This is a genomic window from Novosphingobium sp. TK71, assembly GCF_055361505.1.
In genome coordinates, this window is record NZ_CM143962.1 from 1,253,787 (window position 1) to 1,267,978 (window position 14,192).

General features: G+C 63.2%; 13 protein-coding genes. 8 read left to right on the forward strand and 5 right to left on the reverse strand.

Features of this window, described 5'->3' with window-relative positions; translation table 11 throughout:
- Nucleotides 1–186 precede the first annotated feature (186 nt).
- Nucleotides 187–1,473, reverse strand: coding sequence for a phosphopyruvate hydratase (eno, locus tag ACXJ16_RS05690; protein ID WP_324694964.1), 1,287 nt, complete (start codon nt 1,471–1,473; stop codon nt 187–189).
- A gap of 172 nt (nt 1,474–1,645) precedes the next feature.
- Between eno and ACXJ16_RS05695 the strand changes: the two genes are divergently transcribed.
- From ACXJ16_RS05695 to ACXJ16_RS05715, 5 genes are all read left to right on the forward strand, one after another.
- Nucleotides 1,646–2,182, forward strand: coding sequence for a hypothetical protein (locus ACXJ16_RS05695; protein ID WP_185997474.1), 537 nt, complete (start codon nt 1,646–1,648; stop codon nt 2,180–2,182).
- A 21-nt stretch (nt 2,183–2,203) separates the two neighbouring features.
- Complete coding sequence (locus ACXJ16_RS05700; protein WP_185997475.1) at nt 2,204–2,590, forward strand: phage holin family protein; 387 nt, start codon at nt 2,204–2,206, stop codon at nt 2,588–2,590.
- Nucleotides 2,587–2,910 carry a hypothetical protein gene (locus ACXJ16_RS05705; protein WP_185997476.1) on the forward strand — a complete coding sequence of 108 codons (324 nt, stop codon included), beginning with the start codon at nt 2,587–2,589 and terminating at the stop codon, nt 2,908–2,910. Before ACXJ16_RS05700 ends, ACXJ16_RS05705 begins: the two co-directional genes overlap by 4 nt.
- Nucleotides 2,897–3,475, forward strand: coding sequence for a hypothetical protein (locus ACXJ16_RS05710; RefSeq protein ID WP_463921569.1), 579 nt, complete (start codon nt 2,897–2,899; stop codon nt 3,473–3,475). Before ACXJ16_RS05705 ends, ACXJ16_RS05710 begins: the two co-directional genes overlap by 14 nt.
- A 126-nt stretch (nt 3,476–3,601) precedes the next feature.
- The gene (locus ACXJ16_RS05715) at nt 3,602–3,823 is read left to right on the forward strand and encodes a DUF4170 domain-containing protein (protein ID WP_054435705.1); all 222 of its coding nucleotides are present in this window, start codon (nt 3,602–3,604) and stop codon (nt 3,821–3,823) included.
- A 91-nt stretch (nt 3,824–3,914) separates the two neighbouring features.
- Here the strand turns inward: ACXJ16_RS05715 and greA are convergent, their stop codons facing one another.
- The 4 genes from greA to carA form a co-directional block, all read right to left on the reverse strand.
- Complete coding sequence (greA, locus tag ACXJ16_RS05720; RefSeq protein ID WP_054435707.1) at nt 3,915–4,391, reverse strand: transcription elongation factor GreA; 477 nt, start codon at nt 4,389–4,391, stop codon at nt 3,915–3,917.
- Nucleotides 4,392–4,521: 130 nt separating this feature from the next.
- Nucleotides 4,522–7,845: a carbamoyl-phosphate synthase large subunit gene (gene carB / locus ACXJ16_RS05725; protein ID WP_054435709.1), complete on the reverse strand. Its 3,324-nt coding sequence runs from the start codon at nt 7,843–7,845 to the stop codon at nt 4,522–4,524.
- Nucleotides 7,846–7,892: 47 nt separating this feature from the next.
- A complete protein-coding gene (locus ACXJ16_RS05730) occupies nt 7,893–8,270 on the reverse strand; it encodes a hypothetical protein (protein ID WP_054435711.1) in 378 nt (125 codons plus the stop codon).
- Nucleotides 8,271–8,436: 166 nt separating this feature from the next.
- Nucleotides 8,437–9,603: a glutamine-hydrolyzing carbamoyl-phosphate synthase small subunit gene (carA, locus tag ACXJ16_RS05735; protein ID WP_324694951.1), complete on the reverse strand. Its 1,167-nt coding sequence runs from the start codon at nt 9,601–9,603 to the stop codon at nt 8,437–8,439.
- A gap of 163 nt (nt 9,604–9,766) precedes the next feature.
- Between carA and ACXJ16_RS05740 the strand changes: the two genes are divergently transcribed.
- From ACXJ16_RS05740 to rpoD, 3 genes are read left to right on the forward strand one after another with little or no spacing between them, the layout of a single operon-like run.
- Nucleotides 9,767–10,219, forward strand: coding sequence for a GatB/YqeY domain-containing protein (locus ACXJ16_RS05740; RefSeq protein WP_185997479.1), 453 nt, complete (start codon nt 9,767–9,769; stop codon nt 10,217–10,219).
- Nucleotides 10,220–10,246: 27 nt separating this feature from the next.
- Complete coding sequence (dnaG, locus tag ACXJ16_RS05745; protein ID WP_324694947.1) at nt 10,247–12,115, forward strand: DNA primase; 1,869 nt, start codon at nt 10,247–10,249, stop codon at nt 12,113–12,115.
- A gap of 40 nt (nt 12,116–12,155) precedes the next feature.
- Nucleotides 12,156–14,171 (forward strand): RNA polymerase sigma factor RpoD, encoded by a 2,016-nt coding sequence (rpoD, locus tag ACXJ16_RS05750; RefSeq protein ID WP_324694945.1) that lies wholly within the window; start codon nt 12,156–12,158, stop codon nt 14,169–14,171.
- Nucleotides 14,172–14,192: the final 21 nt, after the last annotated feature.

Genomic DNA, 14,192 nt, shown 5'->3' on the forward strand with positions numbered 1-14,192 from the left:
CAGCCAACCCGTTCCGCCCCAAAGGGGGGTATCAGGCACAGGGATACCGGAGGTGACCGGGTGGCCGGTTCATCCTGACCGGGCCGGCCACCCGGCTTCATGCCATGAAAAAGCCCGGCTCCCTCACGGAAGCCGGGCTTTTTCCATTGGCGGATACCCGAGCGGATAACCGCTCGGCATCAACGATCAGCGCGCAAGACGGCCGAATGCCGATGCGCCGGCGTAACGGGCAGCCTTGCCCAGCTCTTCCTCGATGCGGATGAGCTGGTTGTACTTCGCAAGCCGGTCCGAACGCGCAAGCGAGCCGGTCTTGATCTGGCCGCAATTCGTGGCGACCGCGAGATCGGCAATGGTCGCATCCTCGGTTTCACCCGAACGGTGCGACATCACGGCCGTGTAACCGTTGCTCTGCGCGATCGAAACAGCTTCCAGCGTCTCGGTAAGCGAACCGATCTGGTTGACCTTCACCAGCAGCGAGTTGGCAAGGCCCTTCTCGATACCCATGGTCAGGCGCTTGGGGTTGGTCACAAAGAGATCGTCACCGACCAGCTGCACCTTGTCGCCGATCTTTGCGGTGAGCGCTGCCCAGCCTTCGAAATCGTCTTCACCCATGCCGTCCTCGATCGAGCGGATCGGATAATTGGCGGCAAGATCGGCAAGGTAGTCGGCCATTTCGGTCGGCGAAAGCGACAGATTTTCGCCGCTGATCTCGTACTTGCCGTTCTTGAAGAACTCGGTTGCCGCGCAATCGAGCGCAAGGGCAACTTCTTCACCGGGCTTGAAACCGGCCTTCTCGATCGAGGCCATCACGAAATCAAGCGCATCACGGGTGCTGGCGAGGTTCGGTGCGAAACCGCCCTCGTCGCCCACTGCGGTCGCAAGGCCCTTCTCATGCAGGCCCTTCTTGAGGGTGTGGAAGATTTCCGAACCCCAACGCACCGCTTCGGCGAGCGAATCGGCGCCGACCGGCACGATCATGAATTCCTGGAAATCGATCGGGTTGTCAGCATGTTCGCCGCCATTGATGATGTTCATCATCGGCACCGGCAGCACATGCGCGGAAACGCCGCCCACATAGGAATACAGCGGAAGGCCGCGCGCATTGGCGGCAGCCTTGGCCACCGCGAGGCTGACGCCGAGGATCGAATTCGCGCCCAGGCGGCCCTTGTTCTCGGTTCCGTCGAGTTCGATCATGGTGAGGTCAAGGTCGCGCTGGTCCTCGGCATCCATGCCGACAAGCGCTTCGGCGATTTCGCCGTTCACGGAATCAACGGCCTTGAGCACGCCCTTTCCGAGGTAGCGGCTCTTGTCGCCGTCACGCAGTTCGACTGCTTCGTGCGCACCGGTCGAAGCGCCCGAAGGAACCGCTGCGCGGCCGAAACTGCCATCTTCGAGGAGAACGTCGACTTCGACGGTAGGATTGCCGCGGCTGTCGAGAATTTCACGGCCGTGGATATCGATGATCGCGGTCATACTGGAAATTTCCTCCTGAAAAGGCGCTGACGCGCTCATGCCGGGCGTCTTAGCAGGGGAACCACGCCTGACAAGTTGCGTTGCAATATCGACAGCAAGTTGTGTTACTCTGAATGCACATCGCCTGCACGCGGGTAAAACGGCGTAACGGTCAGCAAGGAAGGAATTCGCCATGTCCGAACCGAACACCAGCACCGGAAACGGCACCGAAAACGCCAAGAGCCACTTCACCAAGGCCGTCGAGGAAGCCAAGGCTGGTGCTCAGGCACTTGGCAAGGAAGCCCAGGTCGCGGCCGAGGGATGCCTTGAAAAGCTGAACAAGGCGAAGAGCGAATGGTCGAGCGAAGCAAAGGTCCGCTCCGATGAGGCCTCCGCAAAAGCCAGTGCATTTGCGGGTGACGCAAAGATCAAGGCCGCGGACCTCGCCAACCAGGGCAAGGCAAAGACCAGCCAGGCCATTGTCGGCCTTTCCAAGGTGATCGACGATAACGCCGGCCTGATCGACGAGAAGGTTGGCCCCAAGTACGGCGATTATGCCCGCACGGCATCCAAGTCGATGGCCGATGCCGCCGCACGGCTCGACGAGAAGTCTCTCGACGAACTCGGGGAAGAAGCCAAGGAATTCGTGCGAAAGAGCCCCGGCGTCGCCATCGGCGTGGCAGTGGCTGCGGGCTTCCTGTTCGGCCGACTTTTCAAGAGCGGCAAGTAAGCGCCTATCGTTCGCACGACGATGCTCGACACCCCGGTGAACCTCGCTTCCTCCCCTCGGGAGGACGAGGACCTTTCCCTCGCTCAGGACTTGCGCCTGCTCGCCTCCGAAGCGCGCACTTTCGCGCAGGCGGAACTGGCCTATCAGAAGAGCCGCGCCGCCTATGCCGGAGCAGAGGCGCGCGCGATCGCGATGCTCGGCCTGCTGGCGGCGGGCCTCGTGTTCTTCGCACTCATGGGGCTCGTACTCGGCGCCGTGATCGCGGTGGGCACGCTTGTAGGTCCGTGGCTGGCAATGCTCCTCGTTCCCCTCGTCGTCATTGTCATAGCTGCGATGTGCGGCCTTTCGGCGCGAAACCGCATGAGGCGCATGAAAGCACTCCTTTCCGAGAAGGGAGCGGCCGAATGAGCAGGCTCATTCAGCAACTGATCGAAGACCGCGGTGCGCGCGACGCGGCCAAGGCCACCTTCGACACGAGATACGGCGCCCTCAAGGCCGATTTCGAATCGCGCGGCCTTGCCGGCCGTGTCCTCGACGAAGCCGCCGGGCATGTCGCCGACATGCTCGACGAGGCAGTCGCCGTCGTGGAGGAGCATCCCGTCGCGGCGGGCGGAACCTTCACAGCGCTGGTGCTTTGGTTTTTGCGTAACCCGATCATGGCCGGGATCGAACGACTGTTCGGTTCGGGCAGACACCGGAACAAGGAGTCCGACGGTGAGCAAGACTGAAAAGACCACTCCCTCCATTCCGGCGACCTCGCCCACCGATGGAAACATAGGCCAGGTCGTGGCGCTGGCGCCCCGGCGGGACGAACGTCCGTCGGAGAAACTGGTCAGTTTCGTGAAGCGGCATCCCGTTCTCGTGGTCGCCGGAGGCGTTGCCGCAGGCGTGCTGGTAAGCGCCCTCCTGCCCCGGCGCATAACCCGCGGCGTGCTCTCGCGAACGGCGCACCTTGCTGAAGCGGCCGGTGCTGCAACCGTTCTTCTGGGCAAGGAAGCCGCGACCAAGGCCCAAGATCTTCGCTCCGGCGCGCGCAAGCAGGCTGGAACTCTGGCCGATCGCGCCGAAAAGAGCGGTGAAATTGCTGCCGAGCGACTTGAGAAATACGGCATGGCAGCACTAGCGGCGGCGAGCGCGCTCGGACGGGCTTCCGCCAAGCGCGTCAGCGAAGCGGGCGAAGCTGCAGCGCGTCAGGCGCAGAAATTGGGGCATTCGGCCAGCGAGACCGCAAGTACCCGTTCGCACAAGCTCGCGGATATCGTGAGCGGAGTCGCCCAGCGCCTCTCCCACTGAACGCAGGTTCTTGCTATTGGTTTTCAATATCATGAATAAGAGCGGATCGCCCTCACGATCCGCTCTTGCCCTGTCCCCCGGCAAAAAGTATGGGACCGCATCTCTCCCACTCACGAAAGCGGTCCCATGCAGAAGCTTCACCTCGTGATGGGCGGCCGGGTCACAGACCCGCGCAGCCTTGAATTCTCCGACCTCAGCGCCCTCGACCTGGTCGGCGTCTATCCCGACTACGCCTCGGCCGAGGATGCATGGCGCTCGGCCGCTCATCGCACGGTCGATGATGCGGAAATGAAGTACGTGATCGTCCACCTGCACCGCCTGCTTCAGCCAGACCAGTCGGAAGCCTGAACGGCTTCCCGGTTTGACTTCCGGGCCAGAGCAGAAACGAAAAAGGCCGGCTTCCGCCGGCCTTTTCTTTGCTCTTGTCAGATAGATCGGTTCAAATGAACTCGATCTTCTGCACGAGGTAGAACTTGTCGCCCGATGGCACTGTCACTTCGACTTCTTCTTCGATCTTGCGACCGATAAGCGCCTTGCCGAGCGGCGAATTGTAGCTGATGCGGCCTACCCGGGCATCCGCTTCATAAGGACCGACGATCTGGTACTTCACCGGCTTGTCGTCCTCGTCGAGCAGCGTGACTGTGGCGCCGAAGATGATCTTGTCGCTGGAAAGCGTGGCCGGATCGACGATCTGGGCACGGGTGATCTTGTCTTCGAGATCGGCGATCGTTGCTTCGACCTGGCCCTGGCGTTCCTTTGCGGCGTGATACTCGGCATTTTCCGAGAGATCGCCGTGGGCACGCGCTTCCTCGATCGCATCGACGATCCGGGGGCGCTCTTCACGCAGCGCCTTGATCTCGGCGGTCAGCTTCTCATACCCCTCGGCGAGCATGGGGAGCTTTTCGATACTGGCCATCAATTACTTCCTTCCTGCTGCCTCCCCGCTCCGCGAAACCAGTCGAGGGAGACTAGTTTCCTGTCCCGTCCCACAGGGTATTCCCGGGGACTGGGCCGATCTGCAGCGATGTGGGGAGGCTAGATCGATTTCAGCTATAATAATCCTGCAACGAACGCACTTCAAGCTGGCTCCCGCTTTGCGCAGAAATTGCCTGTGCAGCAGCGACGCTGGCGGCCGCTGTCGTGAAGTACGGCACCTTGCCGGTAAGCGCGGACCCGCGGATCGATTGCGAGTCCTTCAGGCTCTGCCAACCTTCGGTCGTGTTGAAGATCAGCGCAATGTCGCCATCCACGATCTTGTCGACGATGTGCGGACGTCCTTCGGCCACCTTGTTGACCAGTTCCACCGGCAGGCCGGCTTCGGTCAGGTACTTGTGCGTGCCTGAGGTGGCGATGATGCGGAAGCCTTCCTTCACCAGGATCTGGACTGCCGGAAGGATGACCGGCTTGTCGCTGTCCTTCACCGAAACGAAGACGAGACCGCTGTCTGGCAGGCGCATGCTGGCCCCAAGCTGGGCCTTGAGGAAAGCGCGCGGGAAGTCGGCATCGATGCCCATGACTTCGCCGGTCGACTTCATTTCGGGGCTCAGCACCGGATCGACGCCCGGGAAGCGCGCGAAGGGGAAGACCGCTTCCTTGACCGCCACATACGGCAGGTCACGCTTGAACGGCGGGAAGTCTGCCAGCTTTTCGCCGGCCATGATGCGCGAGGCGATCTTGGCGACCGGCTGCCCCAGCGCCTTGGCGACGAAGGGCACGGTGCGCGAGGCGCGCGGGTTCACTTCGATGAGGTAGACCTCGCCGTCCTTCACCGCGAACTGGATGTTCATCAGGCCGCGTACGCTGAGCCCGAAGGCCAGTGCTTCGGCCTGGCGCTCCATCTCGGCGATGATTTCGGCCGGCAGGCTGTAGGGCGGCAGCGAGCAGGCGCTGTCGCCCGAGTGGATGCCCGCTTCCTCGATATGCTGCATGACGCCAGCGACGACGACCTGGTCACCATCGCAAAGCGCATCGACGTCGCACTCGATGGCATCGCGCAGGTACTGGTCGATCAGCACCGGGCTGTCGCCCGAGACCTGAACGGCGGTGGCGATGTAGTCGTCGAGCTGCTGTTCGCTGTCGACGATCTCCATGGCGCGGCCGCCGAGCACGTAGCTGGGACGCATGAGAACCGGGTAGCCGATGCGATTGGCAACGGCGACGGCTTCGTCACGGCTGCGGGCGATGCCGTTGGCCGGCTGCTTGAGGCCCAGCTTCTCGACCAGCGCCGAGAACCGCTCGCGGTCTTCGGCAAGGTCGATCGCGTCGGGCGAGGTTCCGAGGATCGGAATGCCGGCGTCTTCCAGCGCCTGCGCCAGCTTGAGCGGGGTCTGGCCGCCGAACTGCACGATAACGCCGACGAGCTCGCCCTTCGACTGTTCGACGCGCAGGATTTCCAGCACGTCCTCGCCGGTGAGTGGCTCGAAATAGAGGCGGTCCGAGGTGTCGTAGTCGGTCGAGACGGTCTCGGGGTTGCAGTTCACCATGATCGTCTCGTAGCCGACTTCGGCAAGCGCGAAGCAGGCGTGGACGCAGCAGTAGTCGAACTCGATCCCCTGGCCGATGCGGTTGGGACCGCCGCCGAGAATCACGACCTTGCGGCGATCCGACGGATTGGCCTCGTTCTCGGGCTCACCGAAGATCGGGGCTTCATAAGTCGAGTACATGTAGGGCGTCACCGCCTCGAACTCGGCCGCGCAGGAATCGATGCGCTTGAATACCGGGTGGACGCCCAGCTTGGTGCGCAGTGCGCGCACCTCGTCCTCGCTGGTGGCGCCGGCCATGGCGCGCAGCGCGTCGTGCAGCAGGCCCGAGCGCTTGGCCTGGGTCTCGCCCATGCCGCCCGCGACGCCAACCGAACGCACAGCCAGCGTGGCAAGGCGCTTGTCCGAGAAGCCCATCGCCTTGACGCGGCGCAGACCCTGCGCATCGACCGGCAGGCCGTTCTTCATGATATTCGCCTCTTCGGCGATGATCTCTTCGATGTGACGCAGGAACCACTTGTCGTAGTGCGCGATCGCGTGGATCTCATCGACGGTGAAGCCTTCGCGGAAGGCCTGCGCGACATGCAGCAGACGCTCCGGCGTCGCACGGGACAGGGCAGCGGTGATCACGTCGCGGCCCGCGCCTTCCAGCTCGACCACGCGGTTGAAACCGTCAAGGCCGGTTTCGAGACCGCGCAGGGCCTTCTGCATCGATTCCTTGATGTTGCGGCCGATCGCCATGACTTCGCCGACCGACTTCATCGCGGTGGTGAGGTCATTCTTGGCGCCCTTGAACTTCTCGAAGGCGAAGCGCGGGATCTTGGTGACGACGTAGTCGATGGTCGGCTCGAACGCGGCCGGCGTGGCGCCGGTGATCTCGTTCATGATCTCGTCGAGCGTGTAGCCCACGGCCAGCTTCGCCGCGACGCGCGCGATCGGGAAGCCGGTGGCCTTCGAAGCCAGCGCCGACGAGCGCGAAACGCGCGGGTTCATCTCGATGACGATCAGGCGGCCGTCCTTCGGATTGACCGCGAACTGCACGTTCGAACCGCCGGTTTCCACGCCGATCTCGCGCAGCACCTCGATCGAGGCGTTGCGCATGATCTGGTATTCCTTGTCGGTCAGCGTCAGCGCCGGCGCGACAGTGATGGAGTCGCCCGTGTGGACACCCATGGGATCGACGTTTTCGATCGAGCAGATGATGATGCAGTTGTCGTGCTTGTCGCGCACGACCTCCATCTCATACTCCTTCCAGCCGAGCAGCGATTCCTCGATAAGGACCTCGGTGGTCGGGGAAGCGTCGAGGCCGGAGCGGACGATCGTCTCGAACTCGGCCTTGTTGTAGGCGATGCCGCCGCCGGTGCCGCCCATCGTGAAGCTGGGACGGATGATCGAAGGCAGCCCGGTGCGTTCGAGCACCGCGAAGGCTTCGTCCATGGTGTGAGCCACGCCCGAGCGGGCCGAATTGAGGCCGATCTTATCCATCGCGTCGCGGAAACGCTGACGATCCTCGGCCTTGTCGATGGCGTCGGCGTCGGCGCCGATCATCTGGACGCCGAACTTCTCCAGCGTTCCGTCGTTGAACAGCGCCAGCGCGCAGTTCAGTGCGGTCTGACCGCCCATCGTCGGGAGCACCGCATCCGGGCGCTCCTTCTCGATGATCTTGGCGACCACTTCCGGGGTGATCGGCTCGACATAAGTGGCGTCGGCCATGTCCGGGTCGGTCATGATCGTCGCCGGGTTGGAGTTCACCAGGACGACCCGGTAGCCCTCTTCCTTGAGCGCCTTGATCGCCTGCGTTCCCGAATAGTCGAATTCGCAGGCCTGGCCGATGATGATCGGGCCGGCGCCGATGACGAGGATCGAGGAGATGTCTGTGCGCTTGGGCATGGGCTGTCCTGGGGTGTCCTGTGTGTCTTGTATGTCGGACTGGCGGCCTAGGCCACCAGTTCGCCAAACGCCTTGTCCCAGTAATCTGGGCCTTCGGCCTTGGCTTTGAGAATGATCGGGTTGCTGTCCTGCTCCTCGCGGATCACCGCGCGGTATCGGTCAGCCTGAAACTGGTGCATCGAACCGCCATACTCGCCCTCTGTGGTCGACCAGGCACCCGTTTCGAGCATCCGGTCGATGAAGACCTTGCCGGCTTCCTTGGCGTGCTTGCGCACCTTGGGGCCGAACTTGCGAACGGCGACCGAGACCTTGTCCTCGAAGATGAGCTGCAATTCACCGTAAGGGTAGAAACGCGGCGCAACCGTGAGTTCGGCAGCCTGTCCGGCAATATAGTAAGCGAGCATGTGGTCGATAAGGTCGGTCATTGGGCATCACCTTGCTTTGCATGGGCTCCGGCCGCTAAGGCCGGACACTCGACTGCATAGGCAAACTGTGCTGGCGGGTCGAAAACTCGCTGGTCCGCACCGGCAATGATCGCCGATGCGGGGCGCGGCGCGAACGCCGCGAAGAGAGACCGACCCGTTATACCCATCAGGCCAGCATACCCACGAACTTCTCGAAGAGGTAGAAGCTGTCCTGCGGACCGGGGCTGGCTTCGGGGTGATACTGCACGCCGAAGGCCTTCTTCCCCTTGATGGAGATGCCGCAGTTCGAACCGTCGAACAGCGAAACGTGGGTTTCCTCGACATTGTCGGGCAGCGTCTGGTTGTCGACCGCGAAGCCGTGGTTCATCGAGGTAATCTCGACGACGGCGTCGTCCAAGCGCTTCACAGGATGGTTGGCGCCACGGTGGCCCTGGTGCATCTTCGAGGTCCTGGCGCCGGCCGCGAGGCCGAGCATCTGGTGACCGAGGCAGATGCCGAAGATCGGCACGTCGCGCTCCAGCAGCGCGCGGATCACCGGAACGGCATATTCGCCGGTCGCCGCCGGATCGCCCGGGCCGTTCGAGAGGAACACGCCCTTGGGCTCAAGCGCGAGGATCGCGTCGAGCGAAGTCTCGGCGGGAACGACGGTCACGCGGGCGCCGGCCTTCACGAGGTTGCGGAAGATATTGTCCTTGGCGCCGTAGTCGATGGCGACGACGTGCGGGCGGGTTTCGCCTTCCCCGGCGCCGAAGCCCTGGCCGAGTTCCCAGGTCGAGCCTTCCCAGCCCTCCTGGATTTCGCGGCTGACGATCTTGGCAAGGTCCATGCCTTCGAGGCCCGGCCATTCCTGCGCGCGCTTGATCAGCGCGGGAATGTCGAACTCGCCTTCGGGGTTGTGGGCGATCACCGCGTTCGGCGCGCCCTGAAGGCGGATGCGGCGGGTCAGCGCGCGGGTGTCGACCCCGGCGAGCCCGACCTTGCCCTTGGCGGCAAGCCAGTCACCGAACTCGCCCGCCGAGCGGAAGTTAGAAGACGGCGTCACGTCCTCGCGAACGACGCAGCCGACCGCGCCGTCGACCTTGGATTCAAGGTCTTCGTCGTTGACGCCGACATTGCCGATGTGGGGAAACGTGAAAGTAACGATCTGGCCCGCGTAGGACGGATCGGTCATCACTTCCTGATAACCGGTCATCGCGGTGTTGAAGCAGACTTCTCCGACTGCTTCGCCCACGGCTCCGAAGCCGCGGCCCCAGACCACGTGTCCATCGCTCAGGACGAGAACGCCTGTCGCCCCTTCAGGTTTGGGCGCAAGCGTATATGCGGCGTCGGCCATGGTGGGTCGCTCCGTTGACGGCGTTTCTGACTATGTGTGCTAAGGCCTGCCCGCTAGAGAGGGTTGTGCACCGCGTCAAGGCGGCAAGGGTGCAATTTGGCGCACGACTTGCTAGTTTTGCGCCACGACACTCCCCAAAACCTATCAGAACAGCAGGAAACCAATGCTTCGTGATTCGATCAAGGCCGCCCAGATCACTGCGATGAAAGCGGGCGACAAGCCGCGCCTTGCAGCGGTTCGCCTCATCCTTGCCAAGATCAAGGACCGCGACATCGAACTGCGCACCGCCGATTCCCTCCCGGACGACGATGCCATGATCATCGACGTGCTCCAGAAAATGGTGAAGCAGCGCCGCGAATCGATCCAGCTCTTCGAAGAAGGCGGCCGCCCCGAGAAGGCCGCCGAAGAGAAGGCCGAACTGGACGTGATCGAGACCTTCCTGCCCGCCCAGCTCTCCGAGGAAGAGACCAAGGCCCTGATCGACGCCATCAAGGCCGAAGTCGGCGCCGAGAGCATGAAGGACATGGGCAAGGTCGTCGCCGCGCTCAAGGCCCGCCACGGCTCGCAGCTCGACATGGGCAAGGCTTCGGGCTGGGTGAAGGCGGCGCTGGCCTGAGCTGACACGAAACCGGGCGGCAGGACCGTGCTTACCCCTCAATGGCTTGACCAGCTCCGCGCCCGGACGACGCTTTCGGCGCTGATCGGTCGCTCCACGCGCCTTCAGAAGGCGGGGCGTGAGTTCAAGGCCTGCTGCCCCTTCCACAACGAGAAGTCTCCAAGCTTTACCGTCAACGACGAAAAAGGCTTCTATCACTGCTTCGGCTGCGGCGCACATGGAGATGCGATCCGCTGGATGACAGACCATCAGGGCCTGTCGTTCATGGACGCGGTCAAGGAACTCGCGGCCGAAGCGGGGATGGATGTGCCAGCGCCCGATCCGCGCGCAGCCAAGGCGGCCGAAAAGCGCGACACGCTTTACGACGTGATGGCGGCGGCACAGGCGTGGTTCGTGCAGAACCTGACCGCGCCCGGCGGCGCGGCGGCAAAAGCCTATCTCGCAACGCGCGGCTTCGACGCTCATACCCTCCAGCGCTTCGGCTTCGGCTTCGCGCCCGAGGGACGGCAGGCGATGAAGGAAGCCCTGGGCCGCTTCCCCGAGGACATGCTCGTCGAGGCAGGCCTGCGCATCGAGGTCGAGAACCGCGACCCTTACGACCGTTTCCGCGGCCGGCTCATGCTGCCGATCGAGGATGCGCGCGGCCGTGTCATCGCCTTTGGCGGGCGCATCCTCGCCAAGGACAAGACGGATGCGCCCAAGTACCTGAACTCCCCGGATACGCCGCTTTTCGACAAGGGCCGCACCCTCTACAATCTGCACCGCGCCGCGCCGGCCGCCCGCCAGTCGGGGCGGATGGTGGTGGTCGAGGGCTACATGGATGTGATCGCGCTGGCCGCAGCAGGCTTCGGCGAATGCGTCGCCCCGCTTGGCACCGCACTCACCGAGCAACAGATCGAGATGCTCTGGCGCCATGTCGAAACGCCGATCCTGTGCTTCGACGGCGACGCCGCCGGCCAGCGCGCAGCCATGCGCGCCGTCACCCGCGCCCTGCCCCTGCTCCGCCCTGCCCATAGCCTGCGAATCGTTCGCCTGCCCGAGGGGCTCGACCCAGACGACCTCATCAGGCAGCGCGGCGCCCGAGCCATGGGAGACCTGCTCGGCGAAGCCCGCAGTCTTGTCGAAGTGCTGTGGGAAGCGGAACGCGATGCCCAGCCGCTTATCACACCGGAAGACAAGGCCGGCCTCAAGGCCCGGCTCATGGCCCATGTCGATGCGATCCAGAACCCCGATATCGCCAGCCTTTACAGGCGCGAACTGCAGGACCGCTATTCCGAATTCGCCTTCCCGAAGCGGGAGAACCGCTGGCAGCAACAGGATCGCCCCGCATTCCGCCCCGGCCAACGCGGAAACCAGAAAGGGCGATGGACGCCGCAGCCCGAATCGAGCCCCGAATCCCTCGAACGCCTCCGCAAGGCCATCGGCGGCGGCGCGCGCGATGCATTGTCGGCGGCAGTCGTGGCCGGGCTGATCCAGTGGCCGGCACAGATCAGGCGTCACGCCGAAGCCCTCGCGCGGACCCCCGGCCTCGATCCGCGCTTCGGTTTGCTGCTCGATTGCTGCGACACGAACGAAGCGCTTGAAAGCACCCGTTTGGCCACCATATTGGTCGAGAATGGCCTGGAGATCCCCGGCACCGCAGAATACTCAGGATTGCGCTTCGGTTTCCTCAATTCCGGAACAGGCGCGGATCAGGCGGCAGAGGATTTGGCCCAGGCAATTGATCTCCTGGTGGAGCGTCCGGTTCTGGATGCCGCTCTGGCGCAAGCGACGGCACGGTTCGAAAGCGAGTTGTCTGACGAGGCTTTTGCCGATCAACAGCGGCTACTCAAGAGAAAGCTGGAATTTGACAGTCGCCTCAGGCAAATGGCGACAAGACAGGCGGCTTCTTCCTGATATTATAATTGGGGTGAATGCACGGGGATAACGGCGAAGAATGAGCAAAAACGACAACACCGGCGACACCAACGACGGCACTGACGCACCGCTGATCGACCTCAACGAAGGCGCGATCAAGAAGCTTATCGCCCGTGCCAAACGCCGGGGTGTGATCACCTACGACGAACTGAACGAGGCTCTTCCGCAGGACCAGATGTCTTCCGAGCAGATCGAGGACATCATGGCCGCGATCTCGGAAATGGGCGTCAACATTGTCGAGAGCGACGAGGATTCCGAAGGCCAGCAGGACGACGATCGCGACAACGAGGAATCGGATTCCGACGATGTCTCGCCCCGCATGGTGGTCGACGCCAAGAAGAAGGAAACCGTCGAGCGCACCGACGACCCGGTGCGGATGTATCTGCGCGAAATGGGCGCGGTCGAACTGCTCAGCCGCGAAGGCGAAATCGCCATCGCCAAGCGCATCGAATCCGGCCGCGACATGATGATCCTGGGCCTGTGCGAGAGCCCGATCACCTTCCACGCCATCATCCAGTGGTCGGAAGCGCTCAACAACGGCGAGATGCAACTGCGCGAGATCCTCGATCTCGACGCGATGCTTTCGAAGGAGCCCGCGCCCGAAAGCCTGTCGGAAGACAGTGAAGGCGACGACGACGGCGAGATCAGCGAAAAGACCGCCGGTCCCTCCTTCAAGGACGAGGACGACGTCGAGGAGGAAACCTCCGAGGTCGACGAGGACGGCAATCCCATTCCGAAGCGCGAAGCCGAGGAAGAGGAAGAAGACAACACCCTCAGCCTCGCGCAGATGGAAGCGGCCCTCAAGCCCGAAGCGCTTGAGAAGTTCATGCTCATCACCGAGCTGTTCCAAGCCTTCGAGCGCCTCCAGTCCGAGCGCCTCGACGCGCTGGCGCTGGGCATCGATTTCCCGGCCGCCAAGGAAGACCAGTACCAGCAGCTTCGCGAAGACCTCACCGCGCAGGTCGAATCGGTGAAGTTCCATGCGACGAAGATCGAGTATCTCGTCGACAACCTCTATGCCTTCAACCGCCGCCTCACCACGCTGGGCGGCCAGATGCTGCGCCTTGCCGAGCGTCACAAGGTCAAGCGTACCGACTTCCTCGAAACCTATGTTGGGCGCGAGCTGGACGATACCTGGCTCACCGACATGGCGAAGAAGGACAAGAAGTGGGCCGCCTTCGCCGAGGCCGAGGCCGAACCGGTCGAACGCATCCGTTCGGAAGTCTCCGACATCGCCGCCGCTACCGGCATGGCGCTTCCCGAGTTCCGCCGCATCGTCAACATGGTCCAGAAGGGCGAGCGCGAGGCGCGCATCGCCAAGAAGGAAATGGTCGAGGCGAACCTGCGTCTGGTGATCTCGATCGCCAAGAAGTACACCAACCGCGGCCTTCAGTTCCTGGACCTCATCCAGGAAGGCAACATCGGCCTGATGAAGGCGGTCGACAAGTTCGAGTACCGCCGCGGCTACAAGTTCTCGACATATGCCACCTGGTGGATCAGGCAGGCGATCACGCGCTCGATCGCGGATCAGGCCCGCACGATCCGCATCCCGGTGCACATGATCGAGACGATCAACAAGCTGGTCCGCACCAGCCGCCAGTTCCTTCACGAGCAGGGCCGCGAACCCACGCCGGAAGAAATGGCCGAGCGCCTGTCCATGCCGCTCGAAAAGGTGCGCAAGGTGATGAAGATCGCCAAGGAGCCGATCTCGCTCGAAACGCCGATCGGCGACGAGGAAGATTCGCATCTGGGTGACTTCATCGAGGACAAGAACGCGATCATCCCGGTGGACGCGGCGATCCAGGCGAACCTCAAGGAGACGGTGACCCGCGTCCTTGCCTCGCTCACCCCGCGTGAGGAACGCGTGCTGCGCATGCGCTTCGGCATCGGCATGAACACCGACCATACGCTTGAGGAAGTCGGCCAGCAGTTCTCGGTTACCCGCGAACGTATCCGCCAGATCGAAGCCAAGGCCCTGCGCAAGCTCAAGCACCCGAGCCGCAGCCGCAAGATGCGCTCGTTCCTCGATCAGTAACAACTGCACGAAGATACAAGA